The 15,354-nt window shown below is 54.1% G+C and carries 13 protein-coding genes; 5 read left to right on the top strand and 8 right to left on the bottom strand.

What is annotated here, in order from left to right:
- Window positions 1-150: 150 nt before the first annotated feature.
- The 5 genes from hofQ to pilM are packed head-to-tail and all read right to left on the bottom strand — an operon-like array spanning window position 151 to window position 3,573.
- Window positions 151-1,395: a DNA uptake porin HofQ gene (gene hofQ, locus ACFL9S_RS01380; RefSeq protein ID WP_405259882.1), complete on the bottom strand. Its 1,245-nt coding sequence runs from the start codon at window positions 1,393-1,395 to the stop codon at window positions 151-153.
- Window positions 1,316-1,717, bottom strand: a complete 402-nt coding sequence (locus ACFL9S_RS01375; protein ID WP_405259880.1) for a HofP DNA utilization family protein — start codon at window positions 1,715-1,717, stop codon at window positions 1,316-1,318. Before ACFL9S_RS01375 ends, hofQ begins: the two co-directional genes overlap by 80 nt.
- Window positions 1,707-2,204, bottom strand: coding sequence for a hypothetical protein (locus ACFL9S_RS01370; RefSeq protein ID WP_405259879.1), 498 nt, complete (start codon window positions 2,202-2,204; stop codon window positions 1,707-1,709). Before ACFL9S_RS01370 ends, ACFL9S_RS01375 begins: the two co-directional genes overlap by 11 nt.
- Window positions 2,201-2,746 carry a PilN domain-containing protein gene (locus ACFL9S_RS01365; RefSeq protein ID WP_405259877.1) on the bottom strand — a complete coding sequence of 182 codons (546 nt, stop codon included), beginning with the start codon at window positions 2,744-2,746 and terminating at the stop codon, window positions 2,201-2,203. The genes ACFL9S_RS01370 and ACFL9S_RS01365 overlap by 4 nt, the downstream gene beginning before the upstream one ends.
- Window positions 2,746-3,573 carry a pilus assembly protein PilM gene (pilM, locus tag ACFL9S_RS01360; protein WP_405259876.1) on the bottom strand — a complete coding sequence of 276 codons (828 nt, stop codon included), beginning with the start codon at window positions 3,571-3,573 and terminating at the stop codon, window positions 2,746-2,748. The genes ACFL9S_RS01365 and pilM overlap by 1 nt, the downstream gene beginning before the upstream one ends.
- A gap of 115 nt (window positions 3,574-3,688) precedes the next feature.
- On the opposite strand from pilM, the gene mrcA reads away from it, so the two are divergent.
- Window positions 3,689-6,232 carry a peptidoglycan glycosyltransferase/peptidoglycan DD-transpeptidase MrcA gene (gene mrcA / locus ACFL9S_RS01355; RefSeq protein ID WP_405259874.1) on the top strand — a complete coding sequence of 848 codons (2,544 nt, stop codon included), beginning with the start codon at window positions 3,689-3,691 and terminating at the stop codon, window positions 6,230-6,232.
- A gap of 79 nt (window positions 6,233-6,311) precedes the next feature.
- Here mrcA and nudE read toward each other — a convergent pair whose 3' ends face one another.
- Window positions 6,312-6,878 (bottom strand): ADP compounds hydrolase NudE, encoded by a 567-nt coding sequence (gene nudE / locus ACFL9S_RS01350; protein ID WP_405259873.1) that lies wholly within the window; start codon window positions 6,876-6,878, stop codon window positions 6,312-6,314.
- Between the two features lie 399 nt (window positions 6,879-7,277).
- Between nudE and ACFL9S_RS01345 the strand changes: the two genes are divergently transcribed.
- The 4 genes from ACFL9S_RS01345 (at window position 7,278) to pckA (ending at window position 12,863) form a co-directional block, all read left to right on the top strand.
- On the top strand, window positions 7,278-9,416 hold the full coding sequence (locus tag ACFL9S_RS01345) for an intracellular growth attenuator family protein (RefSeq protein WP_405259872.1): 2,139 nt from the start codon (window positions 7,278-7,280) through the stop codon (window positions 9,414-9,416).
- A 130-nt stretch (window positions 9,417-9,546) separates the two neighbouring features.
- A complete protein-coding gene (gene hslR, locus ACFL9S_RS01340) occupies window positions 9,547-9,948 on the top strand; it encodes a ribosome-associated heat shock protein Hsp15 (protein WP_405259870.1) in 402 nt (133 codons plus the stop codon).
- 22 nt (window positions 9,949-9,970) lie between these two features.
- Window positions 9,971-10,849 (top strand): Hsp33 family molecular chaperone HslO, encoded by an 879-nt coding sequence (gene hslO, locus ACFL9S_RS01335; RefSeq protein WP_405259868.1) that lies wholly within the window; start codon window positions 9,971-9,973, stop codon window positions 10,847-10,849.
- A 394-nt stretch (window positions 10,850-11,243) separates the two neighbouring features.
- Window positions 11,244-12,863 carry a phosphoenolpyruvate carboxykinase (ATP) gene (gene pckA / locus ACFL9S_RS01330; protein ID WP_405259867.1) on the top strand — a complete coding sequence of 540 codons (1,620 nt, stop codon included), beginning with the start codon at window positions 11,244-11,246 and terminating at the stop codon, window positions 12,861-12,863.
- 156 nt (window positions 12,864-13,019) lie between these two features.
- Here the strand turns inward: pckA and envZ are convergent, their stop codons facing one another.
- Together envZ and ompR are read right to left on the bottom strand one after the other, a co-directional pair.
- The gene (gene envZ / locus ACFL9S_RS01325; protein ID WP_405259865.1) at window positions 13,020-14,381 is read right to left on the bottom strand and encodes a two-component system sensor histidine kinase EnvZ; all 1,362 of its coding nucleotides are present in this window, start codon (window positions 14,379-14,381) and stop codon (window positions 13,020-13,022) included.
- Window positions 14,378-15,097, bottom strand: coding sequence for a two-component system response regulator OmpR (gene ompR / locus ACFL9S_RS01320; RefSeq protein WP_001157751.1), 720 nt, complete (start codon window positions 15,095-15,097; stop codon window positions 14,378-14,380). Before ompR ends, envZ begins: the two co-directional genes overlap by 4 nt.
- Window positions 15,098-15,354: the final 257 nt, after the last annotated feature.

The following is a 15,354-nucleotide window of genomic DNA, read 5'->3' as shown; positions in this document are numbered from 1 at the left end:
AACGGTTAAAAAGCATTCGCTGCTAAGGGCACCTGGCCCGTAATTCAAAATCGCTAAACCTTGTAAGCTAATTCCGGCCTTGCGTCAAACCCAACTGTCAGCAATTCCGGAAAAAACATGCAGGTGTTACAGTTTGCCTCAAAAATCGCATTAATCGCTACGAATGAGTCTCGGTGTGATGAAGATCACCAATTCGCGCCTTTTCTGTTCACGGATATCGTGACGAAACAGGCTCCCCAATAGGGGAATATCGCCCAAAAAAGGCACCTTAGTGCGCCCTGTAGCGCTTTGTTGCTGAAAAATGCCCCCCAGTGCCAGCGTCTGCCCATCCTGCAACATCACCTGAGTATCAATCTCCTGTTTATCGATGGTCAGCACCTCATTTTCACCGCTTCGCATATTTTTTCCGGGTACATTTTGAGAAATATGCAGTTTCAGCAAAATCCGACCGTTAGCCTGCACTTCTGGCGTGACTTCCATCGCCAGCATCGCCTCTTTAAATTCCATAGTGGTCGAACCACTATTGCCGCTGGCGACCTCATAGGGAATTTCCGTACCTTGTTTGATGCTGGCGGTTTGCTGATGAGATGTGAACAAACGTGGGCTGGCAATAATCTCGGCCTGCTGCTCTCTTTCCAGCGCGCTCAGCTCAAGATCCAGCAACTGACCATCCAGCTTTGCCAGCGTCAAACCCACCCTGCCTGCCGGGCGACTGACGCCAAGATCCACTCTAAGCTGGCTGCTACGCAGCGCGTCTGCCACCTGTTCAGACCCACTCAACCCCCAGTTAACCCCTAACTCACGCAGATTCTCTTCGCTGATGGTGACGATGTGTGCTGCCAGTTCAATCTGTGCCAGCGGCACATCCAGCTGTCGCAGCCAGCGTTCCGCCTGATCGAGGGCGCTTTCAGTATCTCGTAATAACAGACTGTTGGTCCGGCTATCCAGCGTAATGCTGCCACGCGCGGTCATTAATCGGGCGCGCTCATTTTGCAGGCTGCCATTTACCGCTGCGGCATCAGCATGCTGGAGGGTAAGCGTACGGTTATGCAGGGGTAGCATCTGCTCCTGAGCGTCACGCCGTGCGGCCGTCTTGCGCTCTTCCTCTTGCTGCCAGCTCTCCGGATAAACCAGCATCACATTGCCCTGTTTTTCCATCGTCAGGCGCCCCATTTTTAGCACCAGTTGTAAAGCCTGCTGCCAGGGCACGTCTTTCAACCGAAGAGAAAGCGTGCCTTCAACGCCTGGCGCCACCACCAGATTGAGCTGCTGATAATCGGCCAGCGCCTGTAATACCTGCCCGACCGGGGCCGCGTCAAAAGCGAGAGAGAGGGGAGCCTGTTTGGCTGATAACGGGCTTATCAGCATCAGCCACAGGTAAAGCATCCTGAGCATTATGTCGTCCTTTTAATGCCAGCCGCCGCAACGGTTGGCAGTTCTGTAGTGTGGTGATCGTGATAGCCTGAGCATCAATCTCCGCTATGCGCCAGTCCGTGCCCGGTAAGGGATCGCCAGGCTGACGCCAGAGCAATTTATGCTGAGGTGAAACCAACCATGCGTTATAGCGGCCCTCGTGGCCGATAAGTCCCAATAAACGCCAGGTGAGTTCAGCCTCTGCCGCTGGCGCGCAACGCTGGACGTTCGGAGGAAAAAAAGGATCGCGTGCCCAACCGTTACACATCAACAGCAGCAACCCCCAAGCCAGCTTAATTTTCATCCGTTAACTCCATGACCAGGCGCAATTGCTGTTCCTCACGTTGCAGGTTGAACTGGGAGGAGAGTAGCGTGGGCTGAAGCGCCGAAAGATAATCCAGCAACGCAATAAATTGTGACCAGTCCAGCGTCAGCGATAGCTCACCACCCTGCCCGGAAGGGTGCCAGTACTCCAGCACCGCGCCACTGGCGTGGAGCAAGTCGGACAGTGAAAAAGAGCGGCTAATGGCAGAGGCAAGCTGCGCCTCAAGCTGTTCTGTCTGCTGCTGTAAGGCGACCAGCGCGGGCATGGCACGGAGTAATTGCAACTGCTGGTGATAACGTTGTGCCTGCTGTTGATGCTGCTGTTCCCACTGTTGCTGCTGTTGCTGTATCGGGCGCAGCCATGCGCCCCATAACAGCATTGCCAGCAACAACGCAGCACCACAAAAACTGCATAACCGTAGCCATGTCGCCATTTGCAACCAGCCGTTCAGCCAGCGGTACATCATTCCCCAGCGCCAGATGAGAAGTCCGGTAGTGCCTGCATATCGAACGTCATTTCGCCCGTGCGAACACGCTGGACGGCTCCCAGGTTCACCTGTTTAAACAGCGTGATTTCCCGCAATCTGTCACGCAGCTGATGCAGTTCCTGGATGCTGGCAGCCACCCCGCGGAACACCAGTTCTTTACGGGTTTTATGCAATACGTTCAGCCAGGTATCCGGTGGAAATCGCGGGCCGAGCGCACGCGCGAAATCACGCCACTGCGCCATCTGCTGCTGGCGGCGAGCAAGGTGGTCCTGTTGGCGTTGTAAGGTGCTGAGCTGCTGCTGTGCGGCCTGTGTACGCCCGATCAATGCCTTCACCTCGTTCAGCGCGGCGTTCCACAAACCCTGCGTGCTGCTCTGCTGATGGTTGAGGCTGCGCAGCCAATACCCCTCCAGCATTAACATGGAGAGCACCAGCACTAACACGCCCGCTGCCAGGCGCCAGACGCGCCAGCGTTTCTGCAATTGCACCTGCCGCCACGGCAATAAGTTCACCCATACCATCAGCAATCCTCCGGGCGTAAAGCCAGGCCGGTTGCCAGCGCAAAAGCACCGTCATACACCGGCAACGGCGGTTGATAGCACTGCACTGCGGCCAGCGGCGACAGCGCGCAGGTACCTTCCGGCCGCTCATCTGCCAGCGCAGAGCTGTACCAGACTGAGTGACTGCCTTGTAAGTATCGCTGCTGGAGTGCGCTAAAATCGGCAGCATCTTCCAGCGAACACCAACCCCAGGCATGAACACCCGACTGCGGGGCATACCACAGCCAGTGATCGCTCAGGCGGTGTACCAGCGCAGCGGACGTATCCAGCGACAACCCCCGAGCCAGCGCATACAACGCCGCCGGAGTCAGTTCCAGAACGTCTGGAGACAGCGATGCCTGTTGCAGGCAGTCTACCCAGTTTTGTAGTGCATCCCGACGTGCAGCCGTCAGATACATCGCGCCGTCAGCGTCATCACCACAACGGTAATCCAGCGCCAGCGCTTCAGGTGCTATTGGGAAAAATCGCCTCGCCGCCGCCGTGATGTAATGGCTACGATCGGGTTCACGTAATCGCAGTGCAGGCTGTGCCAGTTGGCGCTGCATGACGAGCTGTGGGGGGAAGCCAACCCGCAGTGAAATGCGGGCAGGAAGGTGTTTACGCCAACGTTGCAGTAATGCCACTACGTCGTCCGGGCGTTGCACCAGGCCATTTCTTAACGTATCTTGCGGCAACGCATGCTGCCACCAATGGCGTAGCTGCCAGCCGTTTCGACGGCGCTGGATGCCCAGGGCGCAGAGCTGCCCGTTTTGAATATCCAGCCCGACTTGCCATGTCTGAAAAGCCATTTCGCGATCTCCTTATCGTCTGTTGAAAAGGACGTATCCAAGGTACAGGCTTGCCTTTATACTACCGCGCGATTGTTTATAAACTGCCCAACCGACTTTAAGTGGGAAATATCAGGTGAAGTTCGTAAAGTATTTATTGATCCTTGCAGTGTGTTGCATCTTGTTGGGAGCTGGCTCGATCTATGGTTTGTACAAATACATAGAGCCGCAACTCCCGGATGTCGCCACGCTGAAAGATGTGCGTCTGCAGACGCCAATGCAGGTCTACAGTGCCGATAACGAGCTTATCGCGCAGTACGGCGAGAAACGTCGTATTCCACTGACGCTGCAACAAATCCCACCGCAAATGGTGAAGGCCTTCATTGCGACGGAAGACAGCCGTTTCTATGAACATCATGGCGTCGACCCGATTGGCATTTTCCGTGCAGCCAGCATTGCGCTGGTTTCCGGTCATGCGTCGCAGGGTGCCAGTACCATTACTCAGCAGCTGGCACGTAACTTCTTCCTCAGCCCTGAGCGTACGTTGATACGTAAGGTCAAGGAGGTGTTCCTCGCCATTCGCATTGAACAGATGATGAGCAAGGATGAGATCCTTGAGCTGTATCTGAACAAGATTTATCTCGGCTACCGTGCTTATGGTGTTGGCGCAGCTGCACAGGTCTATTTTGGTAAAACCGTTGATCAGCTGTCACTGAGTGAAATCGCCATGATCGCCGGCCTGCCAAAAGCACCGTCGACATTTAACCCACTCTATTCTCATGATCGTGCCGTGCAGCGCCGTAATACTGTGCTGGCACGTATGCTTGACCAAAGCTACATCACACAGACGCAATACAACGAAGCGCGCAGCACACCACTGGTGGCGAACTATCATGTGCCAGAAATTGCCTTCTCAGCGCCTTATCTGACTGAGATGGTGCGTCAGGAGATGATCAAACGCTTTGGTGAGAACGCCTACAACGATGGCTACAAGGTCTATACCACCGTCACCCGTAAGCTCCAGGTGGCGGCACAGACCTCGGTACAGGACAACGTCATTGCTTATGACATGCGTCATGGCTATCGCGGTCCGGCCGCTGTGCTGTGGAAAGTGGGCCAGCAGGAGTGGGGCCACAGCGAAATCATGAAAACGCTGAAGTCCCTGCCAGTTTACGGTCCGCTGTTCCCGGCAGTGGTCACCACCAGTAACAGCGATGAAGCCACTGTAATTATGCGTGATGGCAGCAACGTTGCCCTAAACCTCGCCAGTGTTCGCTGGGCGCGCCCGTTCAAGTCAGACACCTTACAAGGTGCCACACCGCGTTCGGTTAGCCAGGTATTACAGCCTGGTCAGCAGATTTGGGTACGCAAGGTGGAGAACGACTGGCAGCTGGGCCAGGTGCCAGATGTGAACTCTTCACTGGTATCGCTCGACCCACACGACGGTGCCGTGCGCGCCCTGGTGGGTGGTTTTGACTTCAATCTGAGCAAGTTTAACCGCGCAACCCAGGCGTTACGTCAGGTCGGTTCCAATATCAAACCGTTCCTGTATACCGCGGCAATGGATCGCGGTTTAACGCTGGCATCCATTCTTAACGATGTGCCGATTTCCCGTTGGGATGCCGGTGCCGGTGCGGACTGGCGTCCGAAGAACTCACCGAATACTTACGCAGGTCCCATCCGTCTGCGTCAGGGATTGGGTGAGTCGAAGAACGTTGTGATGGTGCGTGCTATGCGCGCAATGGGCGTTGACTATGCGGCCGAATATTTACAGCGTTTTGGTTTCCCGGCGCAGAACATCGTCCATACAGAATCACTGGCGCTCGGCTCGGCCTCCTTCACCCCATTGCAGATGGTACGTGGCTACTCTGTAATGGCGAACGGCGGATTCCTGGTTGACCCGTACTTCATCACGCGCATCGATGATGAGCAGGGCAATCACGTCTTCGAAGTGAAACCGAAAGTTGCCTGTGCCGAGTGTAATCTGCCGGTGATCTATGGCGACACCCAGAAGTCAGTTGCGCTAAGTGAAGACAGCGTGGAAAACGTGGCGGTGTCGTCGGAAGGTAACAACGTTGCCGTGCCACAACCACAGCTGGAGCAGGTTTCACAGCAGGATAGCCAGCAGCAGTACGCGCCACACGTGATCAACACCCCGCTGTCATTCCTGATTAAAAGCGCGCTGAATTCGAATGTGTTTGGTGAGCCAGGCTGGATGGGAACGGGCTGGCGTGCTGGCCGTGACCTCAAGCGTAACGATATCGGTGGCAAAACCGGTACCACTAACAGCTCAAAAGATGCCTGGTTCTCTGGCTACGGACCCGGGGTTGTCACCTCGGTGTGGATCGGTTTTGACGATCACCGCCGTGACCTCGGACGCACCACCGCTTCCGGGGCGATCAAAGATCAGATATCAGGCTACGAAGGCGGTGCCAAGAGCGCCCAGCCAGCATGGGATGACTACATGAAATCCGCGCTGGATGGCGTTCCGTTACAACCACTAACACCGCCAGACGGCGTGGTGACAGTGAATATCGACCGCAGCACCGGCAAACTGGCTAACGGTAGTGGCAACAGCCGCGCGGAGTACTTCATCAACGGCACCCAGCCGACAGAGTATTCCGTACATGATGTCGGTACCACACTGATGGACAACGGCGAAAGCCACGAGTTGTTCTGATACAAAAATGCCGGGCAATTGCCCGGCATTTTTTATTACAGGTCAGCCAACAATGCTCACCCGCTAAGATTAGCTCACATCAGTAACTCAGCCGGCCCTGCTTCACCAGCCACTCGCGCACCAGAAACAGCGCGCTGACGTTACGCGATTCACGAAAATCAGGCTCTTCCAGCAGCGCCAGCAAATTATTCAACGGCCAGCGTAACTGCGGTAATGGCTCAGGTTCATCCCCTTCCAGCTTCTCAGGATACAGCCCCTCTGCCACCACTATGTTCATCTGGCTGGAAAAGTAGGAGGGTGCCATCGTCAGTTTTCCCAACGTCTCCAGTTGATAGGCGCCAAACCCGGCCTCTTCTTTGAGCTCACGATTAGCGGCTTCAAAGGGTGTTTCACCCGCATCAATCAATCCTTTTGGAAACCCCAACTCATAGCTTTCCAGCCCGACGGCATATTCCAGAATCAGGATCAGATGGTCATCGATAATCGGTACGATCATGACGGCTTCGCGGCCGGAGGAACGCATGCGTTCATACACACGGCGTGCGCCATTACTGAACTCCAGATCGACGGCTTCAACCGTGAACAACCTGGAGCGTGCAACAGATTCAACTTTGTGGATAGTAGGTTTCTGTAATTGTCTGGTCATCATGGCCCCAGCGAAAAGCCGAATAAGGTTAACGTCATGCCCGGTGCAAACACGGGTGTGCTATTGTCCATTGTGCGGCAGGTGCCGCAGGAAACCAATCATCGCATGAATCATTTTACTTTTTTATAACAAATCCTTGTTAATATAAGAAAAATCTTTTAAAGAAAGTCAATTAAACGCCTAAAAAATAGGATTATGCCGATATCTGTTATGGCAAATGCCTGGTAACATCATCCCCGGCCATGCTATACAATTATTCTAATTTTATGATTTTTAGCGCTATTTTTAATCACACAGTGAATTGCCTATTCTGTCTTCACTTGCCATATTTGGCTGGTATTGACCCACCATCTTATGCGAGAGAATTGACAGGAGCATCGTGGCAGGAATGAGGGGAGCATGAGCACAATAGTCATCATATTGGCTGTAATGCTGGCCTGCTCGGTGACGGCAGGTTGTTTTTTTTGGTACGCTATGCGGCATCGCCCGCCGTTGGCGAAACCACTGCCATTCATTAGTCCCCCCTATCGTAAACTGAGCGATGAAGAACGCACAGCGGTAGAACGCTATGTCTCAATGCTGGCCAATAATCGTCACGATACTCAGCCAACTGGCGCCAGTAGCTCACCTGAACATCTGGTTCTGACGTCGCAAAGTAATAATGTTTATCCCGTCACTCGCTCCATCACCCGCTACGGACTCTCAACCGACGACCAAAATAAATGGCGCTATTACCTGGATGCGGTTGAAGTGCATCTGCCCCCGCTATGGGAGCAGTACATTGCGGAAGAGAACTACGTTGAGCTGATCAAAACGCAAACGATCCCGCTGGTCATTTCGCTTAACGGGCACTCATTAACTCAGTACCGCTGGGAATCGCCTGCGCTGGTGCCGATGGTCCGTGCGACCGGGCAAAATGCCTCTATACGCAAGGAAGAGGGCGAGAATGTTGAGCTTCTCAGCGTGCGTAAAGAGAGCAAGGAAGAGTATGCGTTGAGCAGACCGGATGGCACTCGGGAAGCCCTGCTTATCAGCACGGGATTACTGCTGTTTTTCATCAGTCTGATGGGGCCAGTTGTGATGATGCCGTGGCTGATACTGGCCGGCATGAGCATGATTATGTTCAGCTTCTGGATGCTGTACCGCCGCCCTACAGAGAAAGACCTGCGTGATATCCATTGCCTGCGCGGCGCACCAAAACGCTGGGGCTTATTCGGCGAATCCAACCAGGGTCAGGTCAGCAATATCTCACTGGGCATTATCGATTTAATCTATCCGCCACACTGGCAAAGCTACGTTGCCCAGGACCTGGGTCAAACCACCGATGTTGATATCTATCTTAATCGCCAGGTCGTTCGCCAGGGACGCTTCCTCTCCCTGCATGATGAGGTGCGTAATTTCCCAATCCAGCGCTGGCGTAAAAATGTCGTGCTGGCCGCAGGTTCCTTACTGGTGCTGATACTGCTGATTTCCTGGATCCCCCTGAGCATGCCACTGAAGTTGAGTCTGGCATGGATCAAAGGCACGGAAAGTTTGCAGGTCACAAAGGTGAGTGATTTAGAAAACGTTGCCCTGCATGTAGGCGACAGCCTGAAAGTCAAAGGCACGGGGATGTGTTCAATCCCCGCCACCTATCAGGGCAACCGCAGCTATGACTTTATGCCGTTCGACTGCGCTGCGGTGTACTGGAATAATGCCGATCCCCTGCCCCTGCCACAGTCGGATATTATCGATAAAGCCACAGCGCTGCTGGATACCACCCGGATGCAACTTCATCCACAGACCAGCACCGACCCAAAACTTAATCCGCAGCTGGCGACCGCCATTCAGAAGTCAGGCATGATCCTGCTGGATGATTTTTCCGATATCGTGCTAAAAACGCAGGACTTGTGCAGCCAGGAGCAGGACTGTGTGCGCCTGAAAAATGCGCTGGTCAACCTCGGTAATGCCAAAGACTGGCAGACGCTGGTGCATCGCGCCAACTCCGGCGCGCTGAACGGCATGAACGTGCTACTGCGCCCGGTGAGCGCCGAAGCGCTGGAAAACCTGGTCAATACCGCAACGTCCTCTTTCTTCTATCGTGAAACACGCCGTGCCGCAGATGCGCTGAACAGCCCGCCTCCGGGTGGCTTCCTGATCCTCAGTGATGAAGGTCGTCAGTTAGTGAACCAGCCTGTCCCGGCAGTTTCACTGTTTGATTACAACGCGCCCGATCAGTGGCCAGAACTGCAACGTCTGGCAGGTATGCTGCTGCACACACCGTTTAACGCTAACGGCATCATTACCAGCATCACCACCGATGCCAACGGCACGCGGCACATCGCCCTGCACAGCGAGCCGGACATCATGACGTTGTGGCACTACCTCGGCAGCAGCCTGCTGCTGCTGACGCTCATCCTGAGTCTGGTGGTGAATACGCTACTGGCGCTGCGCCGCACCCACCGTAATCGCGTGCGGATGATGGAAATTCATCAGTATTACGACAAATGCTTCAACCATTCGCTGAACGATATCCAGACTGTGCGGCCGATGTTCTGAGCCCAGCGCATCTTGTGCTATTTTTAATAGTTAATGCCTTCCCTACAAAATAATCCTGGACGCCCCCACCCGTTAACTTGAAAGACGACGGGGGACCCCCTATATAGGGGTATTCCCAAAAGGAGCAGCGATGAAAGAGAAACCCTCAGAAGGGGTCCGGCTCGATAAATGGCTTTGGGCCGCACGTTTTTATAAAACCCGTGCAGATGCACGCGAAATGATCGAAGGCGGCAAAGTCCATTACAATGGCCAGCGTAGCAAACCCAGTAAACTGGTAGAAGTGGCTGCCGAGCTGACGCTGCGCCAGGGTAACGATCAGCGCACCGTGGTGATTGAGGCGGTCACTGACAAACGTGGCCCGGCGGCCGTCGCACAACAGTTATACCGTGAAACGGTAGAGAGTATTGAGAAGCGGGAAAAAGTGGCACTGGCGCGTAAAATGAACGCCCTCACTATGCCGCACCCTGACCGGCGTCCTGATAAAAAGGAACGTCGTGACCTGATGAAATTTAAACATTCTGGCGACGAATAACGCCACACTCGAGAGAAACACTATGTCCCAGCAAGACCAAATGCACCGTTACCTGTTCGAAAATCACGCTGTGCGCGGCGAACTGGTTACCGTATCCCAGACATGGCAGGAAATCATTGAGGGTCATGACTACCCTCAGCCAGTGCAACAGGTCCTGGGCGAACTGCTGGTCGCCACCAGCCTGCTGACTGCTACCTTGAAATTTGACGGTGACATTACGGTGCAATTGCAGGGTGATGGCCCGCTTAACATGGCGGTGATCAACGGAAACAATCTTCAGGAAATGCGCGGTGTTGCGCGTATGCAAGGTGAGATTGCCGACGGCAGCAGCCTGAAAGAGATGGTCGGAAATGGCTATCTGGTGATCACCATTTCACCGAAAGAAGGTGAGCGCTATCAGGGCGTTGTTGGTCTGGAGGGTGACACCCTGGCCGCCTGCCTGGAAGATTATTTTATGCGTTCTGAACAGCTTCCTACCCGCCTGTTTATCCGTACCGGCACAACAGAATCGCAGACAGGTGCAGCGGGTATTCTGTTGCAGGTTCTCCCGGCGCAGGATGCCAGCCTGGATGAGTTCAACCACCTGGCGACCTTAACGGATACGATTAAAACGGAAGAGCTGCTGGGTCTGCCAGCGAATGACGTGCTGTGGCGTCTCTATCATCAGGAAGAAGTCACCCTGTTTGAACCCCAGAACGTGAGCTTCAAGTGCACCTGTTCACGCGAACGTTGTGGTGACGTGCTGCGCACACTGCCGGATGAAGAAGTGGACCAGATCCTGCAGGAAGATGGCAACATCGATATGCACTGTGACTACTGCGGTAATCATTACGTCTATGATGCGGTCGATATTGCCGCGATCCGTAATGATTCAGCGACAGGTGACCAGCAGGTTCATTAATCGCCAGAGGCCGGATATTATCCGGCCTTTCTCTTTTCCCCGATGCCACGCTTTGCCCCTCTTCCTGCATTTTCTCATCGAAAAACAATGCGATACTCCCGTCACATAATTCCGAGACTTACATCTAAAAAATCACCACCACCTGGTATTTATCACTACAAATAGCCGTTTAGTTAGCACTATAAATGCAACAAATGCGGTTCTTTTCACCGAACCCAGCGTTGCTTCTCATTTTCTTTATTTGTCGCTTTCGCTGTTTTCTGGCGGGTGTAAACTGCGCGCGATCGTGGCATCCCCCGGCACTGATGCAGAAGTCGGAGGTCGCTCGCGGTAATCAAGTCGAAATACCCCTACAATTTGACGCAGTACAAAAAACCGACAAAGGAGCAGTAACATGCACACTAACGACCTGACCTTGCAGGACCTCGTCGCTTATGGCATCACTGATACGGTTAAGGTGATTCATAATCCTGATTATGACACCCTGTTTAAGGAAGAAACCCTGGCCAAATTAAACGGTTTTGAGCGCGGTATCGTCACGCAGTCTGGCGCTGTCGCCGTTGATACCGGCATTTTTACCGGACGTTCTCCGAAAGACAAATATCTGGTACGTGACGAAACCACCCGCGACACGCTGTGGTGGAGCGATCAGGGCAAAGGTAAAAATGATAACCATCCTCTCTCGCAGGAAACCTGGCAGTCACTGAAAAACCTTGTCACGACGCAGCTCTCCGGCAAACGCCTGTTTGTGGTCGATGCCTGGTGCGGCGCCAACCCGGACTCGCGCCTCAGCGTGCGCTTTATCACGGAAGTCGCCTGGCAGGCGCACTTCGTGAAGAACATGTTTATACGCCCGGATAAAGCGGGTCTGGCGAACTTCACACCCGATTTCGTGGTGATGAACGGCGCCAAATGCACCAACCCGGACTGGCAGGCGCAGGGGCTGAATTCTGAGAACTTTGTCGCCTTTAACCTGACGGAAAACATGCAGCTTATCGGGGGAACCTGGTACGGCGGTGAGATGAAGAAAGGGTTGTTCACTATTATGAACTACCTGCTGCCGCTAAAAGGGATTGCATCGATGCACTGTTCGGCCAACGTCGGTGAAAAAGGCGATGTTGCCATATTCTTCGGCCTGTCGGGCACGGGAAAAACCACACTGTCGACCGATCCACAGCGCAAACTGATTGGCGATGATGAGCACGGCTGGGATGATGATGGCGTGTTTAACTTTGAAGGTGGCTGTTACGCTAAAACCATCAAGCTGTCAGAAAAAGCAGAGCCGGAGATCTACCATGCGATCCGCCCTGATGCCCTGCTGGAGAACGTTGTCGTGCGCAGCGATGGTTCAGTGGATTATGACGATGGCAGCAAAACCGAAAACACCCGCGTCTCCTACCCGATTTACCATATCGACAATATTGTTAAACCTGTATCGAAAGCCGGCCACGCGAAGAAGGTGATTTTCCTCACCGCTGACGCCTTTGGCGTGCTGCCGCCCGTATCACGCCTGACCGCAGGCCAGACCCAGTACCATTTCCTTTCGGGTTTTACCGCCAAACTGGCCGGTACTGAGCGCGGCGTCACCGAGCCAATGCCGACCTTTTCTGCCTGCTTTGGTGCCGCGTTCCTGACCCTGCACCCCACGCAGTACGCTGAGGTTCTGGTGAAGCGCATGAAAGACGCAGGCGCGGAAGCCTGGCTGGTGAATACCGGCTGGAACGGCAGCGGGAAACGCATTTCGCTGGCCGATACGCGGGCGATTATCAATGCGATCCTTAGCGGTGATATTGCCCATGCGGATACCACCACCCTGCCGATTTTCAATCTGGAAATACCGCTGACCCTGAAAGGCGTGGACAGCAAGCTGCTCGACCCACGGCACACCTGGGCAAGTGAAGACGAATGGGAAGCAAAAGCACGGGATTTAGCACAGCGATTTATCAATAACTTCGATAAATTTACCGATACAAAAGCGGGTGAAGCGCTGGTGAAAGCAGGGCCAACACTGTGAAATGACAATGGGGAAATGCCCGTAGTGGTCGACCATTTTTTCCGGTCGACCAGCAGCACGGACCCAATCCGTAGTGCATATCAGCAGCACGGGCTGACCGAAACAGAAGGTCAGCCCCTACGCGCCGGATATCCGCATTCCGTTGTGGGCGGTCCATTATTTCTGCGGTTGCCCCACCGGCCCTGCGGGAAGGCTGGCAGGGGGTAACGGCAGCCAGGCTCGAATGCGTAAGCCCTCTTTTTCACTCTTACCAATCTCCAGCGAACCCTGATGAGCATCAATAATACGCTGCACAATCGCCAGCCCCAGGCCGGTTCCACTGGTACTGCGTGCGCTGTCGCCGCGCACGAACGGCTGAAGCAGGTGCTTAAGCTGGTCGGGTGCAATACCGGGACCATCATCATCCACCTGGAACCATGCACGGTGCAGCTCGCGGCCGGAACTGACCTTAATCCAGCCATTACCATAGCGGGCCGCATTGACGACCATATTAGCGATAGCACGCTTAATCGCCAGCGGATTGATATCCAGCATCAGCTCAGCGGACATCACGGCATTTTCAATTTCACGCTCGTAGCCGCTTTCTGCCGCCACCACTTCACCCAGCACGCTGTTGAGGTCCGCACGTTCGAATTGCATCTCCTGGCCGGTACGCAGGTAATCAATAAACTGTTCGATAATCGCATTACATTCTTCGATATCTTTATTGATCGACTCGGCCAGATAGCCATCCTGCTCAGACATCATTTCCGTCGCCAGACGAATACGCGTCAATGGCGTTCTCAGGTCATGACTGACGCCCGCCATCAGCAGGGTTCGGTCATCGGCTAACTGCTTCACGCCAGATGCCATCTGATTGAATGCCCGCGTCACGGAACGAACTTCAGATGCACCATACTCACGCAGTGGCGGGGGAATAATGCCTTTACCCACCTGTAACGCCGCGTGCTCCAGCTCCACCAGCGGGCGGTTCTGGATACGTATAAACAACCAGGCCCCACCGATCGCCAGCAGCATAATCGCCAGCGTGTAGCGGAACAGTGGGGAGAAATCACCCTGATGGATCTCGGTCAGGGGAACGCGCACCCAGATATCCGGCGACAACCAGGTTTTCAGCCACACCACCGGCGAGTTCTTATTGACCTCCACACGGACATCGGTCGGGCCGCCCAACTGCTGTGCCATCTGTTGGCTCAGGAACTGATAGTGCTGCGCCCAGCGTAATCCGCTCTCTTCCGCCGCTGCATTGGTATACAGCGAGATGCCGAGTTCCCGGTAGATTTCACGGCGGAATGCCGGAGGCACTTCCAGCTGCGTGCCATCTTCCAACTGCAAACGGTCGGTCATCAACATACGTACTTCATAGGCCAGAACTTTGTTGAACTGTTGCAGGCTGGGCAAAATCGCAAAGTTCAGCACCACCAGATAGGTCGTGACCAGGCTGACGAACAGCAAGGTAACGATCAATAACAGTGTGCGGGCAAATGAACTACGGGGAGAGAAGCGGAATCGCCTCATGCTTTACTGCCGTCCGGCACAAAGACATAACCCAGGCCCCAAACGGTCTGAATGTAGCGCGGATGAGCCGGATCTTCTTCCACCATGCGGCGCAAACGGGAGATCTGTACGTCGATAGAACGCTCCATCGCACTGTACTCACGACCACGGGCCAGATTCATCAGTTTGTCGCGCGACAGTGGTTCACGCGGGTGGCTCACCAACGCTTTCAGCACGGCGAACTCGCCGCTGGTCAGTGGCATCGGCTCATCTTCACGGAACATCTCACGGGTACCAAGGTTCAGCTTGAATTTACCGAAAGCAATCACCGCTTCTTCCTGAGAAGGCGCGCCCGGCAGTTCATTCGCCTGACGACGCAGTACCGCACGGATACGGGCCAGCAGTTCACGTGGGTTGAACGGTTTTGGAATATAGTCATCTGCACCGATTTCCAGACCCACGATACGGTCCACTTCTTCGCCTTTGGCGGTGACCATAATAATCGGCATCGGGTTGCTCTGACTGCGCAGACGGCGGCAAATCGACAGGCCGTCTTCGCCAGGTAACATCAGGTCCAGCACCATCAGGTGGAATGATTCACGCGTCAGCAGGCGATCCATCTGCTCAGCATTGGCCACGCTACGCACCTGGAAGCCCTGCTCGGTCAGATAACGCTCCAGCAATGCACGCAAACGCATGTCATCATCTACCACCAGGATTTTGTAATTTTCTTGCATTTCGTTACTCCCAAAGGCGCTATTGCCTGAGCCTGTATTTTCAAAAAAGATGCCTGAATGTAACAGTCAATAATGGTTTATATTGTAGCCGAAATTGTTACAAAGCATATTAAACAGCAGCTTATCTTTAATCCAGGTCAAAAAAACCAGGGGATAATCCGTAGTGTGTCAGCGTATTTATCATGACAAACAAGCAGTAACGTTGCGGCATAATTCGGAACAATGGATTTGCATCCCTTCACACAGCACAACAAAAT

The organism is Erwinia sp. AnSW2-5 (assembly GCF_045107195.1).
GTDB lineage: Bacteria > Pseudomonadota > Gammaproteobacteria > Enterobacterales > Enterobacteriaceae > Erwinia.
Note: the sequence above shows the minus strand (reverse complement) of the source record. Positions and strands in the feature narration are given on the sequence as shown.